Annotated in this window: 17 protein-coding genes; 4 read left to right on the forward strand and 13 right to left on the reverse strand. The window is 66.0% G+C overall.

Features of this window, described 5'->3' with window-relative positions; translation table 11 throughout:
• Positions 1-19 precede the first annotated feature (19 nt).
• Positions 20-904 carry a sensor histidine kinase gene (locus tag LDO41_RS24080; protein WP_223992895.1) on the forward strand — a complete coding sequence of 295 codons (885 nt, stop codon included), beginning with the start codon at positions 20-22 and terminating at the stop codon, positions 902-904.
• Here the strand turns inward: LDO41_RS24080 and LDO41_RS24085 are convergent.
• From LDO41_RS24085 to LDO41_RS24115, 7 genes are all read right to left on the reverse strand, one after another.
• Entirely contained in the window at positions 895-1,269 is a 375-nt protein-coding gene (locus LDO41_RS24085) for a flagellar protein FlhE (RefSeq protein WP_223993410.1), read from the reverse strand. The genes LDO41_RS24080 and LDO41_RS24085 overlap by 10 nt on opposite strands.
• A 95-nt stretch (positions 1,270-1,364) precedes the next feature.
• Positions 1,365-2,081: an RNA polymerase sigma factor FliA gene (locus tag LDO41_RS24090; protein WP_223992897.1), complete on the reverse strand. Its 717-nt coding sequence runs from the start codon at positions 2,079-2,081 to the stop codon at positions 1,365-1,367.
• A 100-nt stretch (positions 2,082-2,181) separates the two neighbouring features.
• Complete coding sequence (locus tag LDO41_RS24095; protein WP_223993412.1) at positions 2,182-3,015, reverse strand: MinD/ParA family ATP-binding protein; 834 nt, start codon at positions 3,013-3,015, stop codon at positions 2,182-2,184.
• A 12-nt stretch (positions 3,016-3,027) separates the two neighbouring features.
• Positions 3,028-5,541, reverse strand: a complete 2,514-nt coding sequence (flhF, locus tag LDO41_RS24100) for a flagellar biosynthesis protein FlhF (RefSeq protein ID WP_223992898.1) — start codon at positions 5,539-5,541, stop codon at positions 3,028-3,030.
• 13 nt (positions 5,542-5,554) lie between these two features.
• On the reverse strand, positions 5,555-7,645 hold the full coding sequence (flhA, locus tag LDO41_RS24105) for a flagellar biosynthesis protein FlhA (RefSeq protein WP_223992899.1): 2,091 nt from the start codon (positions 7,643-7,645) through the stop codon (positions 5,555-5,557).
• On the reverse strand, positions 7,642-8,784 hold the full coding sequence (flhB, locus tag LDO41_RS24110; protein WP_223992903.1) for a flagellar biosynthesis protein FlhB: 1,143 nt from the start codon (positions 8,782-8,784) through the stop codon (positions 7,642-7,644). The genes flhA and flhB overlap by 4 nt, the downstream gene beginning before the upstream one ends.
• Before the next feature lie 219 nt (positions 8,785-9,003).
• The gene (locus LDO41_RS24115; RefSeq protein ID WP_223992905.1) at positions 9,004-9,720 is read right to left on the reverse strand and encodes a YceH family protein; all 717 of its coding nucleotides are present in this window, start codon (positions 9,718-9,720) and stop codon (positions 9,004-9,006) included.
• A gap of 84 nt (positions 9,721-9,804) precedes the next feature.
• Here LDO41_RS24115 and LDO41_RS24120 point away from each other — a divergent pair, with 84 nt between their 5' ends.
• Positions 9,805-11,208, forward strand: coding sequence for an MFS transporter (locus tag LDO41_RS24120; protein WP_223992907.1), 1,404 nt, complete (start codon positions 9,805-9,807; stop codon positions 11,206-11,208).
• Positions 11,209-11,278: 70 nt separating this feature from the next.
• Here LDO41_RS24120 and LDO41_RS24125 read toward each other — a convergent pair whose 3' ends face one another.
• The 6 genes from LDO41_RS24125 to LDO41_RS24150 all read right to left on the reverse strand — a co-directional run bounded on the left by LDO41_RS24125 (position 11,279) and on the right by LDO41_RS24150 (position 16,807).
• Positions 11,279-11,698: an organic hydroperoxide resistance protein gene (locus tag LDO41_RS24125; RefSeq protein WP_223992909.1), complete on the reverse strand. Its 420-nt coding sequence runs from the start codon at positions 11,696-11,698 to the stop codon at positions 11,279-11,281.
• Positions 11,699-11,746: 48 nt separating this feature from the next.
• Positions 11,747-12,070, reverse strand: a complete 324-nt coding sequence (locus LDO41_RS24130) for a hydroxyquinol 1,2-dioxygenase (protein WP_223992911.1) — start codon at positions 12,068-12,070, stop codon at positions 11,747-11,749.
• Between the two features lie 323 nt (positions 12,071-12,393).
• Positions 12,394-13,710, reverse strand: coding sequence for an ATP-binding protein (locus LDO41_RS24135; protein WP_223992912.1), 1,317 nt, complete (start codon positions 13,708-13,710; stop codon positions 12,394-12,396).
• Positions 13,707-14,447, reverse strand: coding sequence for a response regulator (locus tag LDO41_RS24140; RefSeq protein WP_223992914.1), 741 nt, complete (start codon positions 14,445-14,447; stop codon positions 13,707-13,709). The genes LDO41_RS24135 and LDO41_RS24140 overlap by 4 nt, the downstream gene beginning before the upstream one ends.
• A gap of 190 nt (positions 14,448-14,637) precedes the next feature.
• A complete protein-coding gene (locus LDO41_RS24145) occupies positions 14,638-16,029 on the reverse strand; it encodes a sensor histidine kinase (RefSeq protein WP_223992916.1) in 1,392 nt (463 codons plus the stop codon).
• Between the two features lie 34 nt (positions 16,030-16,063).
• Entirely contained in the window at positions 16,064-16,807 is a 744-nt protein-coding gene (locus tag LDO41_RS24150) for a response regulator (RefSeq protein WP_223992918.1), read from the reverse strand.
• A gap of 214 nt (positions 16,808-17,021) precedes the next feature.
• Between LDO41_RS24150 and LDO41_RS24155 the strand changes: the two genes are divergently transcribed.
• Positions 17,022-18,851, forward strand: coding sequence for a redoxin domain-containing protein (locus LDO41_RS24155; RefSeq protein ID WP_223992924.1), 1,830 nt, complete (start codon positions 17,022-17,024; stop codon positions 18,849-18,851).
• A 38-nt stretch (positions 18,852-18,889) separates the two neighbouring features.
• Positions 18,890-19,522, forward strand: a complete 633-nt coding sequence (gene maiA / locus LDO41_RS24160) for a maleylacetoacetate isomerase (protein ID WP_223992925.1) — start codon at positions 18,890-18,892, stop codon at positions 19,520-19,522.
• Positions 19,523-19,526 lie beyond the last annotated feature (4 nt).

Genomic DNA, 19,526 nt, shown 5'->3' on the forward strand with positions numbered 1-19,526 from the left:
GCGGCATGAGGAGATCACCATGCAATTTCATCCCGACCTGCCCGAAATGACCGCGGTCACGCTGATCGGCCTTTGCCTGCTAGTGGCCATGCTCGCGCGGCACGCACTCGTGCAACATCTGGCGATCGCGCGACTGGCCAACGCCATCGAACTTCACGGCGGCGAGGGCAATCCGCCCGTGCTGCCGGAAACCGGCATTGCCGTCATCGCCAGGCTTGCGCGCGCGATCAACGGTTGCCGCACTCGCAATGCGCAACGCGAAGCGGAGCTACTCGAAGTACTGGCGGCCTATACGCACGACCTGCGCACGCCGCTCACGCGCATGCGTCTGCGCTGCGACCTGCTCGACGACGAAGACATGCATCGCGCCATGACACGCGACCTGACCGAGATGCGCGACCTCGTGGAAGCGAGCCTGGCCTGCGCGCGGCTACGCCGCAGCGCCACTGAACCGATGCGACGTGTGGATGCCGATGGCCTGCTCGATCGGCTTATCGAGGATTATCGCGATACCGGTCGTTCGATCGCGCTGCAGGGCCGGGTGGGCCAGCCCGTGATTACCTGCCCGCACGCGCTGCGCCGCGTGCTGGTCAATCTGATCGACAATGCCCTGCATTACGGTAGCCATGTGCAGCTATGCGTGCGCGTGCATGCGCAACGCGTTGAACTCGCGGTGCAGGACTCCGGGCCCGGCATCGCGCCGGCCGACATGGAAGCGGTATTTGCGGCTTGGTATCGGGCGCCAGCCACCGCGACGCGTGCACCTGGTAGCGGGCTCGGCCTTGCGATTGCCCGACGTCTCGCGCTGGCGATGCGTGGTGACCTTCAACTCGAGAATCGGCATACCGGCGGACTCGAAGCCCGCCTGACGCTGCCGCTCGGGCAGGTCGAAGGTCAGCGATAGTTGACCGTGACCTCGTTGCTGCGCCCCTGCAGCACGGGCAGAATGCCCTGCCCCGGCACGCGGAACGCGAAGACAAAGCCCTTGGCGGCATCATCACCGCCGAATGCGTCGGTCTTGCCTTCGGGCGAAGGCAGCATGACGCAGCGCTCGGCATTACAGAGGTACGCCTGCATATCGACGGGCGGCACGCGCGTAAAGCTGTAGCGCCAGCGGACCGACGTGATGACCCCATCCGACTGCGGCATCAGGGCCGTGGGCTGGATGGGCGTCGATACCGTGCGCTGCCCTCGTCCGGTGATGGCGGGGCCGACCACCGATGCATTCCATGCGTGGCGCGAACCGAGTTCGAGCGTGGCGCGGGTCATTCCCTCGGCCGGGCCGGCCAGCGCCGGCAAGGCAGGCAGGGCCGCCGCGATGGTCATGGCGATCGCGCATGTAGAGGCATGGGTCGGCCGTCGCATCACAGCAGTCCGCGCAGCTGGTTGCGCAGGCGCGTGATGGCCTGACTGCGGATCTGGCATACGCGCGACTCGGTTACCTCGAGCACCGCGCCAATTTCGCGCAGGTTGAGTTCCTGGTCGTAGCACAGCGACAGCACCAGCTTTTCCCGCTCCGGCAGCTTGTCGATCGCGCGGATCAGCGCCTCGCGCATGCCGCTCTCCATCAGCACCTTGAGCGGATTCGCGTCGTCGGTCACACCGAGGTGGCGGTCGAGAAAATCTTCCTCGCCCGAGCGCTCGAAATCCTCGTAGTGCAACAGCTGACAGCCGTACACCTCGTTCAGCAGTTGCTGGTATTCCTCGAGCGGCAGCTCCATCTCGGCGGCCACTTCGGAATCGACGGGCGTGCGGCCGAGCTTCTGCTCGAGGCCGCGCTGCGTTCGTTCGATGCGGCGCGTGAACTGCCGCAGACTTCGGGATTGCCAGTCGTTGGCGCGCACCTCGTCGAGCATGGCGCCACGGATGCGCTGACTCGCATAGGTTTCGAAGCGGGCGCCGTGATTGTCTTCATAGCGCTTGGCCGCATCGAGCAGACCGATCATGCCGGCCTGGATCAGGTCGTCGATCTGGACGCTGGCCGGAAGCTTGGCCGCCAGTTGCAACGCGATGCGTCGAACCAGGGGCGCGTGTGACTTGACCACGTCTGCCTGTTCGAGCTTTCCCTGAATCGTATACATGGTGGAACTCTCGGTTTAATGCCTGGTTTTTGTGCCGGCACATCTTCGATGCGCCAGCCAGCTATTGGGTCGTCTGTTTCTCGATGACTTCTAGTTGTTTTTACGCGGGCATGGCCGCTGCCATGCTTCGCGGTACTGCCGTTTCGGTTCGCAGGGGCCAGCCATTGATGGCACCAGCCATGCGACGCAACGCCGTGGTGGCCGCGGCGGCCGGAAAGGCCTCCACCACGCAACGTCCGAGGTGCAGACCACGCACGACCAGTGGATCAACTGGTAACGCGCCCGCACTGCTCGCTTCCACACCGAGGTACTGACCCGCCGTGCGCGCCAGATTCCCGGTGATTGCCGTGACCGCCGCCTCGCTGCTCGCCATATTGACGACCAGATGGAAGCGCCGGCACGCATACTGATGATGCAGCCGCTTGATGCATGCATAAGCGGCTGTGATCGATGTGGCATCGGGCCGCATCACGATCACGAAGTTGTGCGCAGCGCCAGCCAGCGGCGACAGCGAACCGTCCTGCGCGGCACGCGCATCGATGACCACGGTGCGCAGGTCTGCCAGTGCCCGACCATCGCGACCTTCGTGGCCATCCATGGCGATATCCGCCATCATGTTGCCGGCCTCGAGCACCGCCAGTCCGCTCGCGGGACGCGTGCCCAGCGCCTCGGCCAGCGGCATGCGGCCTGCCAGCACATCGGCCAGCGACGCCTTCGGCGTGGCGCCGGCCAGCCGTGTGGCACGCGCGCCCTGACGGTCCTCATCGACCAACAACACGCGCTCGCCCTGCAGCGCCAGTGCGTTCGACAGTCCAAGCGCGACGGTCGTCGCGCCCGCGCCGGGCTCGCTGGCCACCACCGCGATGCGCCGCGTCACGCGCGGCGCCAGCATGCGGCGCAGGCTTTCGGCCTGATCGGAACCGAGCATAGACAAGCTGGACAAGGCTTACTCTCCCAGCGATGCCATCTGCATGGCATCGGCCGATTCGGCATCCATCGAACGTGCGAACTGCGTCGCGGCCAGCGCGGTGGATTGCGGCGCTGCCGCTTCCGCCACCGGTGCTGCCAGCGAACGACCCGGGTAGTTCTCCAGCACATCGAGCAGCGCGAGCAGGCGGCTCATGCCTTCGTTGAGCACAGTGCCCTGCACTGGCGCATTGACGCGCGCCAGCGCGCGGCCAGCCAGACGCGACAGGAAGGCCGGCGCGGTCGGGCTTGGCGTATGTTGCAGGCGCAGCGTGGTCAGGCCGAGCTGGATCGAAACCAGGTTGGCGTAAGTCGCGGCATCGCCTTCCGGTGCATCGTCAGGGCGTCCGGCTTCCTGCGCGAAATGCTCGGCGGCGTGGCGCAGCGTGCGGAACTGTTCGTCGGCGGCATCGACCCAGCGCGACCACCGTGCGACCTGCGCGGCGTCGTCGGCGAGTGCGGCGTCGCACAGCACGTACGCGGTGGCGAGCATCTCGCCCGAGTCGCGATCGACCAGACGCGAAACTACGAGGCAAGCCTCGATGCCGGCGTCCGAGCCGTCGGTGCGCACACGCGCGGCGGTACGCACCTGACCTTCGGGCACGCGCACCATGCACTGGCCGAGCCAGAGCACGGCTTCGCGATCGCGCCACGGCTGTTCGCCGATCGCATGGAACGTCAGCGTATCGGCAATGGTGTCCAGCTTGTTGGCTACGCCGTTGGCAATCACGCGCGTGGTCTTGCGCATGCCCGCCACCCAGCGTTCGCCAGTCTGCTGCCAGCGCGCCAGCGTGGTCGTGGTCGGCAGCGATGCATACAGATTGACGATGGTGCGCGCGGCGGCAAGCGTCGCGCGTACGGTGCTGGCTTCGGCCTCGGCTTCCGCTTCCGCGAGCGACTGACGGGCGCGCGACGACGGCACGAAGGTCGTGGCCAGCGGCATGCCATCGCGGTCAGCCAGCCACAGCGTCTGCTGCAGCAGCTGCGGCGCGCGGCGGCCCTGTGCCGGTAGCGTGGCAGTGTTGGTCACGGCGAGGACATAACGATCGCAGGCGCGCGCGGCATCGCGGCACATCGTCAAACGTACTTGCTGCGCGGCCTGACGCAGGGCCGGAGCACCCATCGCGCGCTGCTGCCACAGCGAACGCGCGAGGTCGAAACCGTACTGCGGACCATTGAGTTCTTCCACGCACACGCCCACGGCGTTGGCGCTATCGGTCAGCGAACGCAGCACGTCGTCCGCGCCACCCTGACGGGCGGCACCAGCCGGCGCGCGGTCTTCATCCGCGACCGCGGCGGCGGCCTGGCGGCGCGCCGCATCGGCGTCAGCAAACAGCGAGCCGCGACGCGGCGTCAGGAACGCGCGCTCGATCAGCGCCGCGCCCTGCGCGAGTTCGAGGTGCTCGGGCACGCGTTGGCCGGTCGACGCGTAGAACACCGGCAGGCGATGCCGGATCACGACGTCGAGCACCGAGCCGAGGTGCGTGGCTTCATCGAGCTTGCTGATGATGCAGCCATCGATACCCGGCACATGAGCGGGTACATGAGCACCGGCATTAGGGGCGGCGTCATGACGGTAGGCGTGCACCACCTCGTTGAGCGTATCGCCGTGGCTTGCGCCATTGAGCACCAGCACACGCTGCACCGGGGCCTGCACGCCGGCCAGCATCGAGATCTGATCCGACAGGCTGCGATCGCGCTGGCTCATGCCCACCGTGTCGATGATCACGAGGTGCTTGTCTTTCATCGCGTTGAGCGCGAAACGCAGATCGGCCGCATCCTTCACCGCATGCACGGGCACGCCGAGGATGTCGCCATAGATGCGCAACTGCTCGTGCGCGCCGATCCGGAAGCTGTCGGTGGTCAGCAGCGCGAGTTGCTCGGGACCGTGGCGCAGCACGAAGCGCGCGGCCAGCTTGGCGGTGGTCGTGGTCTTGCCGACGCCGGTCGGGCCGATCAGCGCGAGCACGCCGCCCTGCCCGAACAGCGCGTCCTCGTCGGCCAGCACCGGCACCTTGCGCGCGAGTTCCTGACGAATCCATGCCATTGCGGCGGGACGGTCGTAGCCGACCGGCAGCTTGCTCAGCAGCGTGCGCGACAACTGACCCGAGAACCCCGCATTGACGAGCCATTCGAACAGGGACTCGCGCAGCGGATCGCCCGCGGCAACGCCCGGCGCTCCGCCCGACAAACCCGCGAACTGACGCTCGAGCATATTGCGCATCGAAGCGAGCTCGCCACGCAGATCACCCAGCTCCGCGCCGTCGTGCGACGCGGTAGCGAGCAGCGGCGACGCGGCATGCACCGGTGCCGGCTCGTGGTACTGAATCGCCGTGGCCGACACCGCGCCGAGATCGGTATCGCGCATCGCGACGATCTCCACGCCACCCTCGACGGTACGGTTGGACAGCACCACGGCGTCAGGGCCCATGGCCTCGCGCACCTTGCGCATCGCTTCGCGGCCATTCGCCGCCACAAACTTTGCCACGCTCATGTTCGTAGGTTCCTCAGGCAGCGCCGCCGATCATTGCGGTGATGCGGATATTGCGGTTGTCCGGTACTTCAGCATGCGACAGCACCTTCAGTTGCGGCAGCGTGCGGCGCAGGAAACGCGCCATCAGCGGACGCAACGGCGACGGGACCAGCAGCACGGGGTCGAGTCCAAGCTGTTCCTGGCGCGCGACGGCGCCGGACGCCTGCTGCAGCAGGGCATCCGCGAGGCCCGGCTCGATGCCGCCACCGTTCGACAGCGCCTGCGTCAGCACGCGTTCGAGACCCGCGTCGAGGCTGATCACCTGCAGGTCCGCGTTGTTCGGGAACAGTTGCTGCGTGATCGCGCGGCCCAGCGCCATGCGCACGAGCGCGGTCAGTTCGGTCGGCTCGCTGATCTTGGGCGCATGCTCGGCAATCACGTCGAGAATGGTGCGCATGTCGCGAATCGGCACACCTTCGTCGAGCAGGTTCTGCAGCACCTTCTGCAGGCCCGTCAGCGTGATCGTCTTCGGTACCAGATCCTCGGTGAGCTTCGGCGAGTCCTTGGCGATGCGGTCCAGCAGCGCCTGCACTTCCTGACGGCCGAGCAGTTCGGAGGCATGCATCTGGATAAGGTGATTCAGGTGCGTGGCCACCACCGTGCTGGCGTCGACCACGGTGTAGCCGTAGGCCTGCGCCTGTTCCTTGAGGCCGGCGTCGATCCACACGGCCGGCAGGCCGAATGCGGGGTCGCGCGTGGCGGCGCCGGGCAGCGTGCCGGTGACCTGGCCCGGATTGATCGCCATCCACTGGCCCGGCGTGGCTTCGCCCTGGCCAATCTCCACGCCCTTGAGCGTGATGCGGTACGCGTTGGGCTTGAGCTCGAGGTTGTCGCGGATGTGCACCACCGGCACGAGGAAGCCAATGTCCTGCGCGATCTTCTTGCGGATACTCTTGATGCGGCCGAGCAGTTCGCCGTTCTGTCCGCGATCGACGAGGGTAATGAGGCGGTAACCGACTTCCATGCCAAGCGGGTCCACCAAGGTCACGTCATCCCACGTGGCTTCCGTAGTTTCCGGCGCCACGGTCGGCGCGCGTTCATTGCTCTTCTTCTCGTTGCGCGCGGCGGCTGCATCGCGGCGCAGCGTGTAACGGCCGAACCAGGCGAGCGAACCGGCCAGCAGCAGGAAGGCGAAATGCGGCATGCCCGGGATAATGCCCATCAGGCCGATGATGCCGGCGGTCAGGAACATCACGCGCGGATTCGAGAACAGCTGGCCCGTGAGCTGCTGGCCCACGTCCTGCTCGTTCGACACACGCGACACGATCACACCGGCCGCGGTAGAGATGATCAGCGCCGGGATTTGCGCGACCAGGCCATCACCGATCGTCAGCAGCGTGTAGTTGCGCACGGCCGTGGAGAAGTCCAGGTCGTGCTGCACCATGCCCACCACCATGCCCGCGGCGATGTTGATGAACATGATCAGCAGGCCGGCCACGGCATCGCCGCGCACGAACTTGCTGGCACCGTCCATCGCGCCGTAGAAGTCCGATTCCTGCGCCACTTCGGCGCGGCGCTTCTTGGCGCCTTCCTCGTTGATCAGGCCCGCGTTCAAGTCCGCGTCGATCGCCATCTGCTTGCCGGGCATCGCATCGAGCATGAAGCGCGCGCCCACTTCGGCGATACGCCCCGCACCCTTGGTAATCACCATAAAGTTGATCACCACGAGGATCGCGAACACCACGATACCTACCGCGAAGTTACCGCCAACCAGGAAGTGGCCGAACGCCTCGATCACCTTGCCCGCCGCGTCGGGGCCGGTATGGCCCTCGAGCAGCACCACGCGCGTGGAGGCCACGTTCAGCGACAGGCGCAGCAGCGTGGTGAACAGCAGCACGGCCGGGAACGCGGCGAAGTCGAGCGCCTTCTGCGTGTACATGCCCACCAGCAACACCATGATCGACAGCGCGATGTTGAAGGTGAACAGCAGATCGAGCACGACGGCCGGCAGCGGCAGGATCATCATGCCGAGGATCATGACGATCAGCAGCGGTCCGGCCAGGGCCTTCATCTGCGCGCCCGCACGGAGGCCAGGCATGTTGAAGAAATTGGTCAGTGCGTTCATGCGCGGGCGTCCGGTACGGCAAGTTCATCGGGCACAAACAACTCCGTCGGACCGCCCGGTTGGGGGCCGTTGGAGTAGTGCCACTGTTTGAGTTGAAAGACCCAGGCCAGGACCTCGGCCACGGCGGTGTACAGCCCCGAGGGGATTTCCTGGCCGATATCGACGTGACGATGCAGCGCGCGCGCGAGCGGTGGCGCGGACAGGATCGGCACGCGATGTTCGCTGGCCAGTTCGCGAATGCGAGCGGCCACTTCGTCTGCGCCCTTCGCCACTACACGAGGGGCGCTCATGCGGCCCTCTTCATATTTGAGCGCCACGGCAAAGTGCGTCGGGTTGGTCACGACCACGTCCGCCTTGGGCACTTCGGCCATCATGCGGCGGCGCGCAATCGCGCGTTGCTGCTGGCGGATCCGCGCCTTGATATGCGGGTCGCCATCACTTTCCTTCATTTCCTGCTTGATCTCTTCCTTGGTCATGCGGAGCTTCTTGTAGAAGGTCCACAGTTGCCAGGGCACGTCGATGGCCACCACCAGCAGCAGCGAGCCGGCCGTGACGCCACACACGTAGAGCACGAGTTCGGCCATGTGCAGCAGCGCTTCGTTGACCGGGGCGCTCATCAGCGCGATGGCTTCGGGCAGGCGGCGCCACAACATCCACGACGCCACGCCACCGACCAGCAGCGATTTGGCGATGGCCTTGGTGAGCTCCACCAGCGACTGCGACGAGAACATCCGCCCGATGCCCTTGAACGGCGACAGACGCGAGAAATCGGGGGCCAGCGACTTGGTCGAGAACAGCCAGCCGCCCAGCGCCAGCGGCCCGATCAGAGCCGCCGCACCGAAGATCAGCAGGATCGGCAGGAATACCAGCAGGCAGTCCCAGATCAGCATGGCGAACTGCGACAGCATGCGGTTGGTATCGAACGCGGTGGCCGGCTCGAATGACAGCCCGGTATGCATCGCCATATTGAGCTGACGCCCCAGCGTGCCGCCGAACAGCCACAGCGTGAACACGCCGGTCATCAGCATCATGAACGTGCCGAGCTCGCGCGAACGCACCACCTGGCCCTCTTCTCGCGCCTTTTCCAGGCGCCGGGCTGTGGCGGGTTCGGTTTTCTCGAGATCGCTTTCCTCGCTCATTGACGCTCCATTACGTCCCAACTACGAAGCGCGCGGACGGCCCTTCGTCACCATGGATTATCAAATCCCGGCGGGGCGGCCATTAGGAGGAAAAGGGAGGGAAATCGGCGCCTGTTTGGGGAATGAGCAGGCGCGAGGGTTAACGGTGCGGGGGCGGGTAAGCTTTAGGGAGGCCTAAAAAATATGCCGATTAGGATACATCGGCCTTTTCCTCGAAGGTTATTCGCCTTCCGGCGGCATGACGATGCCAAGCTGTCCAGCCATCTCCTCGACCAGCGCCTGTAGCCGTGCCACCTTGTTCGCCAGTTCCTGATGGCTGATGCGCAGGGCCTCGAACTCAGAGGGGGGCACCGAGATATCGCCGGAGGCGACGGTTGCTCCGGCGGACGCCTCGGTCATGGCGACCTCGCCGCACAGCAGGTGCATCCATCGGCTTTCGCGCTCGCCCGGGGCACGGGACAGGCGGACCACGAATGGCGGCTGGTGATCGGCCAGCTCGTCCAGAAACGCTTCCACCGACGAGATATCGGCAAACGCGTGCAACCGCGCCGAATTGAGGCGCAGCTCGGCGGCGGTCTGCGGACCGCGCAACAGCATGGTGGCGAGCAACGCCGCCGACTGGCTCGGCACGCCGATCACGCGACCCAGGTTCTGCTCGAAGCGCGGCACGCGGCTGCTGCTGCCTTCGAATACCAGACTCAGCGACTTGAGGCCATCGATCGCGGTCAGCACCTGATCTTCACTGACGCTCATCACTGGCGCCCGCGCGGTCTTCTGGTTACAGCCGGCGGTCAGCGCGTTGAGCGTGAGCGGATAGGTATCGGGAACCGTGAACTGCTTCTCCAGCAACACCGCCACCACGCGGCCCTCGAGTGGCGTGAGTGCGCGGATCGGCTGGCGGGAGGCGGGGCTGGATGTTGAAGAGTCGGCTGACATGCGCGGCGGGGGAATTCCATCTGGTGAGCGGCCATTGGAACCCATGCGCCGCGAATGTGCAATGACGGCCGATATAATTTCGCGATGTCCGCCGCCACCAACTTTCGCGTCACCGCCGCCGTCGTCGCCAGCGCGCTGTTCATGCAGAACCTCGACAGCACCGTGGTTGCCACCGCGTTACCGAGCATGGCGCGCGATCTGCACGTCAGCGCCGTTCACCTCAGCAGTGCCATCACGTCCTATCTGATCGCGCTGACCGCATTCATTCCAGTCAGCGGCTGGATCGCGGACCGCTTTGGCGCGCGGCGCGTGTTCATGGCGGCCATCGCCACGTTTACCATCGCCTCGGTCCTGTGCGCGCTGGCGGACGGCCTGCCGACACTGATCGCCGCACGCATCCTGCAAGGTGTGGGCGGCGCGATGATGGTGCCGGTGGGCCGTCTGATCCTGTTCCGTGGCGTCAAGCGAGAGGAACTGCTGACGGCCACGACCTGGCTGACGATGCCCGCGCTGCTCGGCCCCGTGCTGGGCCCGCCGGTCGGTGGCTTCCTGACCGATGTGCTGTCGTGGCGCGCGGTGTTCTGGATCAACGTGCCCGTCGGCATCGTCGGCCTCGGGCTCACCGCCTGGCTGATTCCGCCCTCGGCGCCCGAGCACCCGCCCGCGCCGGATCTCATCGGCATGACACTGATCGGTGCCTCGCTGACCACACTGATGCTCGGCGTTGAAACGATCGGACGCGGCCTGCTTCCCGCCGCGCTGCCACCGGCGGCGATCGTGCTGGGACTGCTGCTGTTCTGGCTGACCGTGCGCCACTGCCAGCGCCGCGACGACCCGGCCATCGATTTCTCGCTGCTGGCCATTCCGACTTTTCACGCAGCCACGGTGGCCGGCAGTCTGTTCCGGGCGGGGGCCGGCGCGCTACCTTTCCTGGTGCCGCTGACGCTGCAGATTGCCTTTGGCCTGAGTGCCTCGGTCAGCGGGCTGATCTCGCTCGCCAGCGCGCTGGGCTCGTTCTGCATGCGGCCGATGACACGCTTCGCGCTCAGGCGGCTGTCGATGCGGACCGTTTTGATGGCCGGCAGCGTCTCGTTCGGTGCGGTGCTGCTGGTGTGCACGACGCTCTCCCCGGCATGGCCGGCGGCGGCAATCTTCGTGTTGCTGCTGATCGGCGGATTGTCGCGTTCGCTGAGCTTCGCCTCGATGGGCGCGCTCGCGTTTGCAGACGTGCCGCAGCCGCGGCTCTCCGCGGCCACGTCGTTTCAGGGCACCGCGCAGCAGATGATGAAGGCGGTCGGCGTTGCCATCTCGGCGGGGTCTCTGCAACTCACGATGCTGTGGGGCGGCCGCACGCACGCCAACCGTTTCGACTTCGCCTGCGCATTCCTCGCCATTGCGGTGGTGGTGCTGGCTTCGCTGCCGATGTTCGCGAGCCTGTCGCCGGAAGCCGGCGCAGGCATCTCCGGCAAACCCGAGCGCGGTGCCTGAATGTGCCGAAGCCCCCGGTTCCGATCGTTGGGAACGCGGGGGCTTCGGCACATCGTCGTTCCGGCTCAACTCACACCACGTTGATCTCGACGTGGATATTGCCGGCCGTGGCCTTGGAGTACGGGCAGGTCTGGTGCGCGGTGTCCACGAGTTGCTGAGCCACCTCGCGTTCGACGCCCGGGATATGCACGTTCAGACGGGCTTGCAGCAGATAGGCGTCACCGTTCTTGCCCAGATCCACTTCCGTATCCACGCTCAGATCCGCAGGCAGCTTGAGCTTCTGCCTGGCCGCCGCCAGACCGATGGCGCCGATAAAGCACGCCGACCAGCCCGCCGCGAACAGTTGCTCGGGGTTGGTGCCGGCGCCGGTGGTGCCCGGCGACGACAGCTGGATGTTCAGACGGCCATCGTCGCTCTGGGCTTCGCCATCGCGACCGCCAGACGTGGTGTGGACCTTGGCGGTGTACAGGACTTTGTCGATGCGGGTCATGATGTGCTCCTTGTTATGTTCGATGAAGAATCGGTAGTTGGGGGCGAATCAGGCGTAGGCGCCGTCGAGGTAAGGATCGGCGCTGCGCGCGGGAGGCGCGGAAACGCCGGTACGATCCTGGCCGGCCAGGGTGCGGGCGCCGTCCAGATAAGGGGCAAACGAGGATTCCACAGCGCGCGCGCCGTCCGAGTACGGGCTACGCGGCTCGTTCACGGAGCGGGCACCGTCGGAGTACGGGTTGCGCTGTTCCGTGACCGAGCGGGCACCGTCGGTGTACGGATCGCGCGGGCTGCTGACGCTGGCTTGAGCGGCGACAGCGGTAGCGGCGAGCGCGACGGCGAGAAGAACCTGCTTGGCGAAATTGGCGTTCATGATGTGTGTCCTTGATATCTGGTCGATTGGTTCGGCGGTCTCGGTCGGGTAATTCCGTCCGTCGTCGCCATGGAAGCCATTTAAGGACACCGACGTATCACGCCCGTATCGTCGGGATGGGTTTTGTGTGAGGCGACGTATCAGCGGATCGGCGTGATACATGCGCGTACAAACCAACCCTCACCCCTGGCCGCTCTCCCGAAGAAAGAGGAAAAAAAGAACCGCGCAGTACGCCACCGGTACGGGCGCACTGCCGCGGTTCAAGGGAGAGAAAAGGAGACGGGGATACTGCTGCGCGTGACCCTGCGCTCAGGCAGGCAATGTCATGTGGGCAATGTCAGGCGGGCCTCGAGCCCACCCTCCATGCGATTGGCGAGCGCGAGCTTGCCACCCAGCGCATGGGCGAGCTGCTGCGCGATGGCGAGACCCAGCCCCGTGCCGCCGGTGCCGCGATTGCGCGATGCCTCCAGCCGGTAGAACGGTTGCAACACGCGTTCGAGCTCCCCATCCGGGATGCCGGGTCCGCGGTCGCGCACGGCAATCGAGAGCTTGCCGTCCTGCATGCGATCGACCGCCACAGTCACCTCGCCGCCAAACTTGAAGGCGTTGTCGATCAGGTTGGTCAGAATGCGCCGCAAGGCCTGCGGACGCGTGACGATGGGCGCGTCGAGATGCCCGTCGATCGCAATCTCCTGCCCGCCGTCGCGATAGTCGCAGGCAATACTGTCCAGCAGCGCATCGGGGTCGATGCGCACGGGCGTCTCCGCCCCACCGTGTAGCGTGCGCGCATACGTCACGCCTTCACGCACCAGATGCTCCATCGCGCGCAGGTCGCCATGCAGCTTGCCGCGCGTCTCGCAGTTTTCCATCAGGTCCAGCCTCAGTCGCATGCGCGTGATCGGCGTCTGCAGATCGTGCGAGATGGCCGCCAGAATCTGGATGCGTTCGGACAGATAGCCCGCAATGCGTTCCTGCATCGCATTGAACGCGGTGGCCGCATGCACCACCTCATCCGGACCCTGCTCGGGAATGCGATCGCCCTTGAGGTCCGGCCCGAGGTTCTCCGCCGCCAAAGCCAGTTGCTTGAGTGGCCGCGTGACCAGCCGCACGGCCAGCCATGCGCACGCGCCGATCATCGCCAACTGCACGCAGAACAGCACCGGCAGCCATGTGGACAGCGCGATGCCGCTCGGCCTGACGTCGACAGTCAGCGGACTGCCGTCGGCGAGTGTTAGGTGCACCTGAAACGGTTCGTCCGTGCCGGGCACTGCGTTGACAGTGGTCTTGTAGCGCCCTTCCAGCGCGCCGACGATCGCCGCGGCAGCGCGCTTCGACGTCGGTGTCTCCAGCGCCGCGCCGGGCGTACCGGCATCGAGCAGGTAACTGTAGCTGCCACGCTTGAGCCGCTCGACCCACATCGGGCGTTCCGACGCGGGCAGACGATCAAGAATCGCCACCGAGCCCGCCACGTCGAGCTCGAGATTGCCAAGCATGATCTTGTTGGCCGCCTGCATGCGCTCGATCAGCACGAGCCCGAACGACAGGCCCTGCGCCAGCGTGAGGCCGACCACGAGAATGACCATCAGGCGCGCGAACAGCGTGCGTGGCCAGAGCTTCCTCGCGCAGGCAGTCAGGCTCATGCCCGGGCCTCCCGAATCCCGACCGCGGACGAGAACACATACCCTTCGTTGCGCACGGTCTTGATGAAGCGCGGCTCGCGCGCGTCGTCGCGCAGGCGCTGGCGCAGGCGACTGACCATCAGGTCGATGGAGCGCTCGAACAGCTCGGCGTCGCGGCCTTGTGTCAGGTTGAGCAATTGGTCGCGATTGAGCACGCGTTGCGGATGATCGAGAAACGTGCGCAGCAGCCGATATTCGGCGCCGCTCAGCGAGACGATCACGTCGCGCTCGTCGACGAGATGCCGCGCGGTGGTATCGAGCCGCCAGTTGCCGAAGGACAGCACGGTGGCCGCCTCCGTCACCTGCAGGTTTGGCGGCAGCATGCGCGTGCGGCGCAGCACCGAGCGAATACGCGCGAGCAGCTCGCGCGCGGCGAACGGTTTGACCAGATAGTCGTCGGCGCCCATCTCGAGGCCGAGAATGCGATCGGTCTCTTCGTTGCGGGCGGTCAGCATCAGGATCGGGGTATGCCGCTTTTCGCCGGCACGCAGGTCCCGGCACAGCGCCAGGCCGTCTTCGCCGGGCAGCATCAGATCGAGCACGACGAGGTCCACCGAGCCCTTATCCAGCGCCGCGCGCATTTGCTGGCCATTGGCGGCCAGCGATACGCGCATGCCCTGGCCCTCGAGGTAGGTGCCCACGAGTTCGCGAATTTCGCGATCATCGTCGACGATCAGGATATGGTCGGACAAGGTCATAACACGGCTCCGCACTACGCGGCGATCTTGCGCAATGAAGCGCGGTAACCGGATTATGTGGTGGGCCAGAGGGGCCCATGTATCACTGTGTATCTGTGCGTTCGCGCGACAAGAAACTTTTCAAATTCACCGCACGGTGAAACAGATGCGATACATCGAGGCTCGGGCGAGCCGCCTCAGGCAAGTCGGCTCAGTTCAGTCGAACCTCGGCGGTCAGGCCACCGCCCTGGCGATTGCGCAGCCGCAGCGAGCCACCGATCGCGAGCGCCAGCTGATGAGCGATGGCAAGACCGAGGCCTGAGCCGCCGGTCTCGCGGCTGCGCGAGTTCTCGAGGCGCACAAACGGCTGCATGACTGCCTCGAGCTTGTCCTCCGGAATGCCGGGACCACGATCCATCACCTGAATCGTCACCACCCCGCCGCCGTCGCGCGCGACCAGCAGCTCCGCGGCGCCGCCGAACTTGATCGCGTTGTCGATCAGGTTCGTCATCACGCGCCGCAATGCATGAGGCCGCGTGACCACCGCGCCGCTCACGTTGGCGAGGATCGTCACATCCTTGCCGGTGTCCGTGTAATCGTAGGTCAGACTTTCGATAAACGCGCCGACGTCGATGCGCTGCGGCTTCTCGCCGTCGCCCTGCGTGGTGCGCGCATAGGCGAGGCCTTCCTGCACCAGCCGCTCGATCTCGTCCAGGTCATGCACGAGCTTGGTCTTCTCGACCGAGTCCTCGGCCATTTCCGCGCGCAGTTTCATGCGCGTGATCGGCGTTTGCAGGTCGTGCGAGATCGCGGCCAGAATCTGCACGCGCTCTTCGACGAAGCGCGCGATACGGTGCCGCATCGCATTGAACGCCGTGGCCGCATGCGCGACCTCGGTGGGGCCGCTCTCGCTGAGCGGTGGCCCCTTGGCGTTGGGGTCGAGCGCATCGGCCGCATCGGCCAGCGCGACGAGTGGGCGAATCGACTGGCGCACCGCGTACCAGCAGCACAGGATCAGCAACAGCAACTGCACCACCAGCACATAAGGCAGCCATTGCGCGACCGGCGTCATGCGCGGATGCACATCGATCGTCAACGGACTGCCATCGCTCAGCGTCAGATGGGCCTGCAGGCGCTTGCCCTCATTGGGAATCGATTCCACCTTGACCGGAAAGCGGCCGCCGCTGGCTTCGGTGATGCGCGCCGCGATATCCGCGCTGCGCTGGTCCTGCGCGGGCACGCCCGGCATGCCGGGACCCAGGATGTAGCGATAGTTGCCACGATTCACGAGCGGCAGCCATTGCGGCCGTTCGGCCGCGGGCAAACGATCGAGAATCGCCAGCGATGTGGCGACGTCGGTCTCGAGCGTGCCGAGCATGACCTGACGCGCCGATATGTAGCGTTCGGAAAACAGCACCGCGAACGACATGCAGTGCGCAACGATGAGCCCGGCCAGCAGGATCACGAACAGCCGCGAACCCAGCGAGCGTGGCCAGGGCCGCAGACGCTGCAACAGCCCCACCTTCTCTTGCGACGCGTTGGTGGACGCGCTGGTGGACGTGCTTGTGGACGCGTTGGCGGGTGCATTCGTCGAGGTACTCATTGGCGTGCTCATGGACGCATGCTCATGGACCGGCCTACTGCCGTGATTCTTTGATCTCGACGGGCACCGCGAATACGTAGCCCTCGTTACGGACGGTCTTGATATACATGGGCTCGCGTGCGTCGTCGTTCAGGCGCTGGCGCAGCCGGCTGACCAGCAAGTCCACCGAGCGTTCGAACAACTCGGCCTCGCGGCCCTGCGTCAGATTGAGCAGCTGATCGCGGTTGAGCACGCGCTGCGGATGATCGACGAATACGCGCAGCAGCCGGTACTCGCCGCCGCTCAGCGCCACGATCGTGCCTTCGTTGTCGATCAGGTGGCGTGCGGTGGTATCGAGATGCCAGACCCCAAACGCAAGCAACTGCCCCGCCTCGGTGATCTGCAGGTTCGGCGGCAACATGCGGGTGCGACGCAGCACCGCCTTGATGCGCGCCAGCAGCTCGCGTGCGGCAAACGGCTTGGCCAGATAGTCGTCAGCGCCCATCTCGAGGCCGATGATGCGGTCGGTCTCGTCATCGCGCGCGGTCAGCATCAGGATCGGCGTGGTCTTGTGCTTGCCGGCGCGCAGCTCGCGGCAAAGCACCAGCCCGTCGTCGCCGGGCAGCATCACGTCGAGCACGATCAGATCGACCGAATTGGTATCCAGGAACGCGCGCATATGCCGGCCGTCGGGCGCCACCGTCACGCGCAGTCCATTCTTGGTGAGGTACGTCGAGACCAGTTCCCGGATCTCCCGATCGTCGTCGACGATCAGGATGTGGTCGATATGCGCATCCATAGGTTCTGCCTTGCGGAATCAATCAAGGGACGCTCACGCGAACGCCCCGCCTGCATGTGCAGCATTGTATTCGTTTGTATTCCCATTGTTGTGTATCGCTATGTATCTGGAGCCACTTCCAGCACAGTGCCATACGTTCCCGCCCGCCCGCGACACATCGCGGACAACCGCGCGCGGTCTCATACCGGCATACCCAGCCTGATGAGGCCCGACCATGACTTTGCTGATACTTGCCTTCGTTGGCGGCGCGCTGACGATCCTGAGCCCGTGCATCCTGCCCGTGCTGCCCTTCGTGTTTGCCCGGGCCGGACGGCCGTTCGCCACCAGCACGCTGCCCATGCTTGCCGGCATGGCGCTGACGTTCGCCGCCGTGGCCTCGCTCGCCTCCGTCGCCGGCGGATGGGTGGTGCACCTCAACGAGTATGGACGCATCGTCGCGCTCGTGCTGCTCGGCGTGTTCGGCCTGTCGCTGTTGCTGCCGAAGCTCGCGGACACGCTCACCGCGCCGCTGGTGGCATTCGGTAACCGGCTGGCCGCGCGTCACGCGGCGGTCGCACCGGCTTCGGCCACGCGCGCGGTGGTCAGCTCGCTGCTGCTGGGGATTGCCACCGGCATGTTGTGGGCCCCGTGCGCGGGTCCGATCCTCGGCCTCGTGCTGACGGGTGCCGCGCTGCGCGGGGCCAGCGTGCAGACCACGCTGCTGCTGGTGGCTTACGCCGCTGGTGCGGCTACCTCGCTGGCGATCGCGCAGGGCATCGGGGGGCGCGTGTTCGCCGCGATGCGCCAATCCCTCGGCGCCGCCGAAGGCCTGCGCCGCGGGCTTGGCGTGGGCGTGCTGGCCGGTGTGCTGGCCATCGGCTTCGGCGCGGACACTGGCCTGCTGGCGCGCCTGGGCGGCGACAATACGAGCCGGCTCGAACAGGCGCTGGTCAATGCACTGCATGCGAGCGGCCGTGGCACGGACAACCTCAGCGCCGACCGTGGCGAGGCGCCGGGCATGCTGCTGGCCGCCAACGATATGCGTGACGGCATCGGCAACGATGTTACGGACGCTCGCACGAACTTCCGCAGCGGCCTGCCGGTCGAGGGTCGCATGCCCGCGCTCGACGGCGCGACCGAGTGGCTGAACTCACCGCCGCTGACGCTTGCGCAACTGCGCGGCAAACCCACGCTGGTCTATTTCTGGACGTACTCGTGCATCAACTGCATTCGCACGCTGCCGTACCTGCGTGCATGGGCCGAGAAGTATCCCGACCTGAACATCGTTGCAGTGCACACACCGGAGTTCGCGTTCGAGAAAAAATCGGAGAACATCCGCCGCGCGCTGTCGGACTTCCGCATCAAGTTCCCGGTCGCGGTCGATAGCGACTACAAGATCTGGCGCGCGTTCGACAACAACTACTGGCCGGCCGCGTACTTCGTCGATGCCAACGGGCAGATCCGTCACCATCAGTTCGGCGAGGGCGACTATGGCCGCTCGGAACAGGTCATCCAGGCCCTGCTCAAGGAGGCTGGCAACCGCAACGTGCCGACGGACATGGTCACGCCGGACGCCAAGGGCGCGCAGGCCGCGCCAGATCTGCGCAATCTCGCCTCGGGCGAGACCTATCTGGGCTACCAGCAGGCGACCAACTTCGATGCGAGCGGCTTTGGCGGGCGTCTGCTGCCCGATGCCCCGCGCGACTACAAGGCCACCGTATCGCGCCTGAACCACTGGGGCCTCAACGGCAACTGGACCGTGAGCGAGGACAAGGCCACGCTGAACCGCGCCGATGGCGGCATCGTGCTGCGCTTCCGCGCGCGCGATCTTCACCTCGTGCTCGGACCGGCAGCCGATGGCAAGGCCGTGCGCTTTCTCGTGACCGTCGATGGCAAGGCGCCGGGCGCGAGCCATGGCGCGGATATCGATGCCGCCGGCAACGGCGCGATCACGGCAACGCGGCTGTATCAGCTAGTGCGGCAGGCGGGCGATGTCGGCGAACACACCTTTGAAATCCGCTTCCTCGACGCGGGCGCGCAGGCCTACGTCTTCACGTTTGGTTAAGCCACGACACCCATAACAAACTCAGAACGGAGCATGTCATGAAGCTGTACAGCAACGAAATTTCCTCGGCCGCGTCACGCGTGCGCATTGCGCTGGCGCTCAAGGGCATCACGCCCGAGCTGCTGCCGGTATCGATCCTCGGTCCGGACGCCGAAAACCGTCAGCGGGACTACCTCGACCTCAACCCGCAGGGATTGGTGCCAGCGCTGCTGACCGAGAACGGTACGCTGATCACTCAATCGCTGTCGATCATCGAGTATCTGGACGAGCGGTTTCCACAGCCGCCGCTACTGCCCGCCGACGCGGAAGCGCGCGCGTTCAGCCGCACGGTTGCGCTGGCCATCGCCGCCGAGATTCACGCGCTGGTGCCGCCGCGCGTGGCCGCACAGCTAGGTTCGCTCGGTCTGGATGCGACCGCAATCGGTGACTGGAATCGCCACTGGGTCCGCGAGGGCCTGAGCGCGGTGGATGCGCTGCTGGCCTCGCGCCGCTACGGCAGCTACGTGGCAGGCGACCAGCCCTCCGTCGGCGACCTGTTCCTGTTTCCGCAGGCCGTCAACGCCGAGCGTGCCGGCCTGCCGCTGTCGCTGTGGCCAAACATCGCCGCAGTGGTCGGCAAGCTGCGCGGCGTATCAGCGTTCGTTGAAAACGCACCCGCGCCGCGCAAATAGGGCG

The sequence above is a fragment of the Cupriavidus pampae genome (assembly GCF_914271485.1).
GTDB classification, from domain to species: Bacteria; Pseudomonadota; Gammaproteobacteria; order Burkholderiales; family Burkholderiaceae; genus Cupriavidus; species Cupriavidus pampae.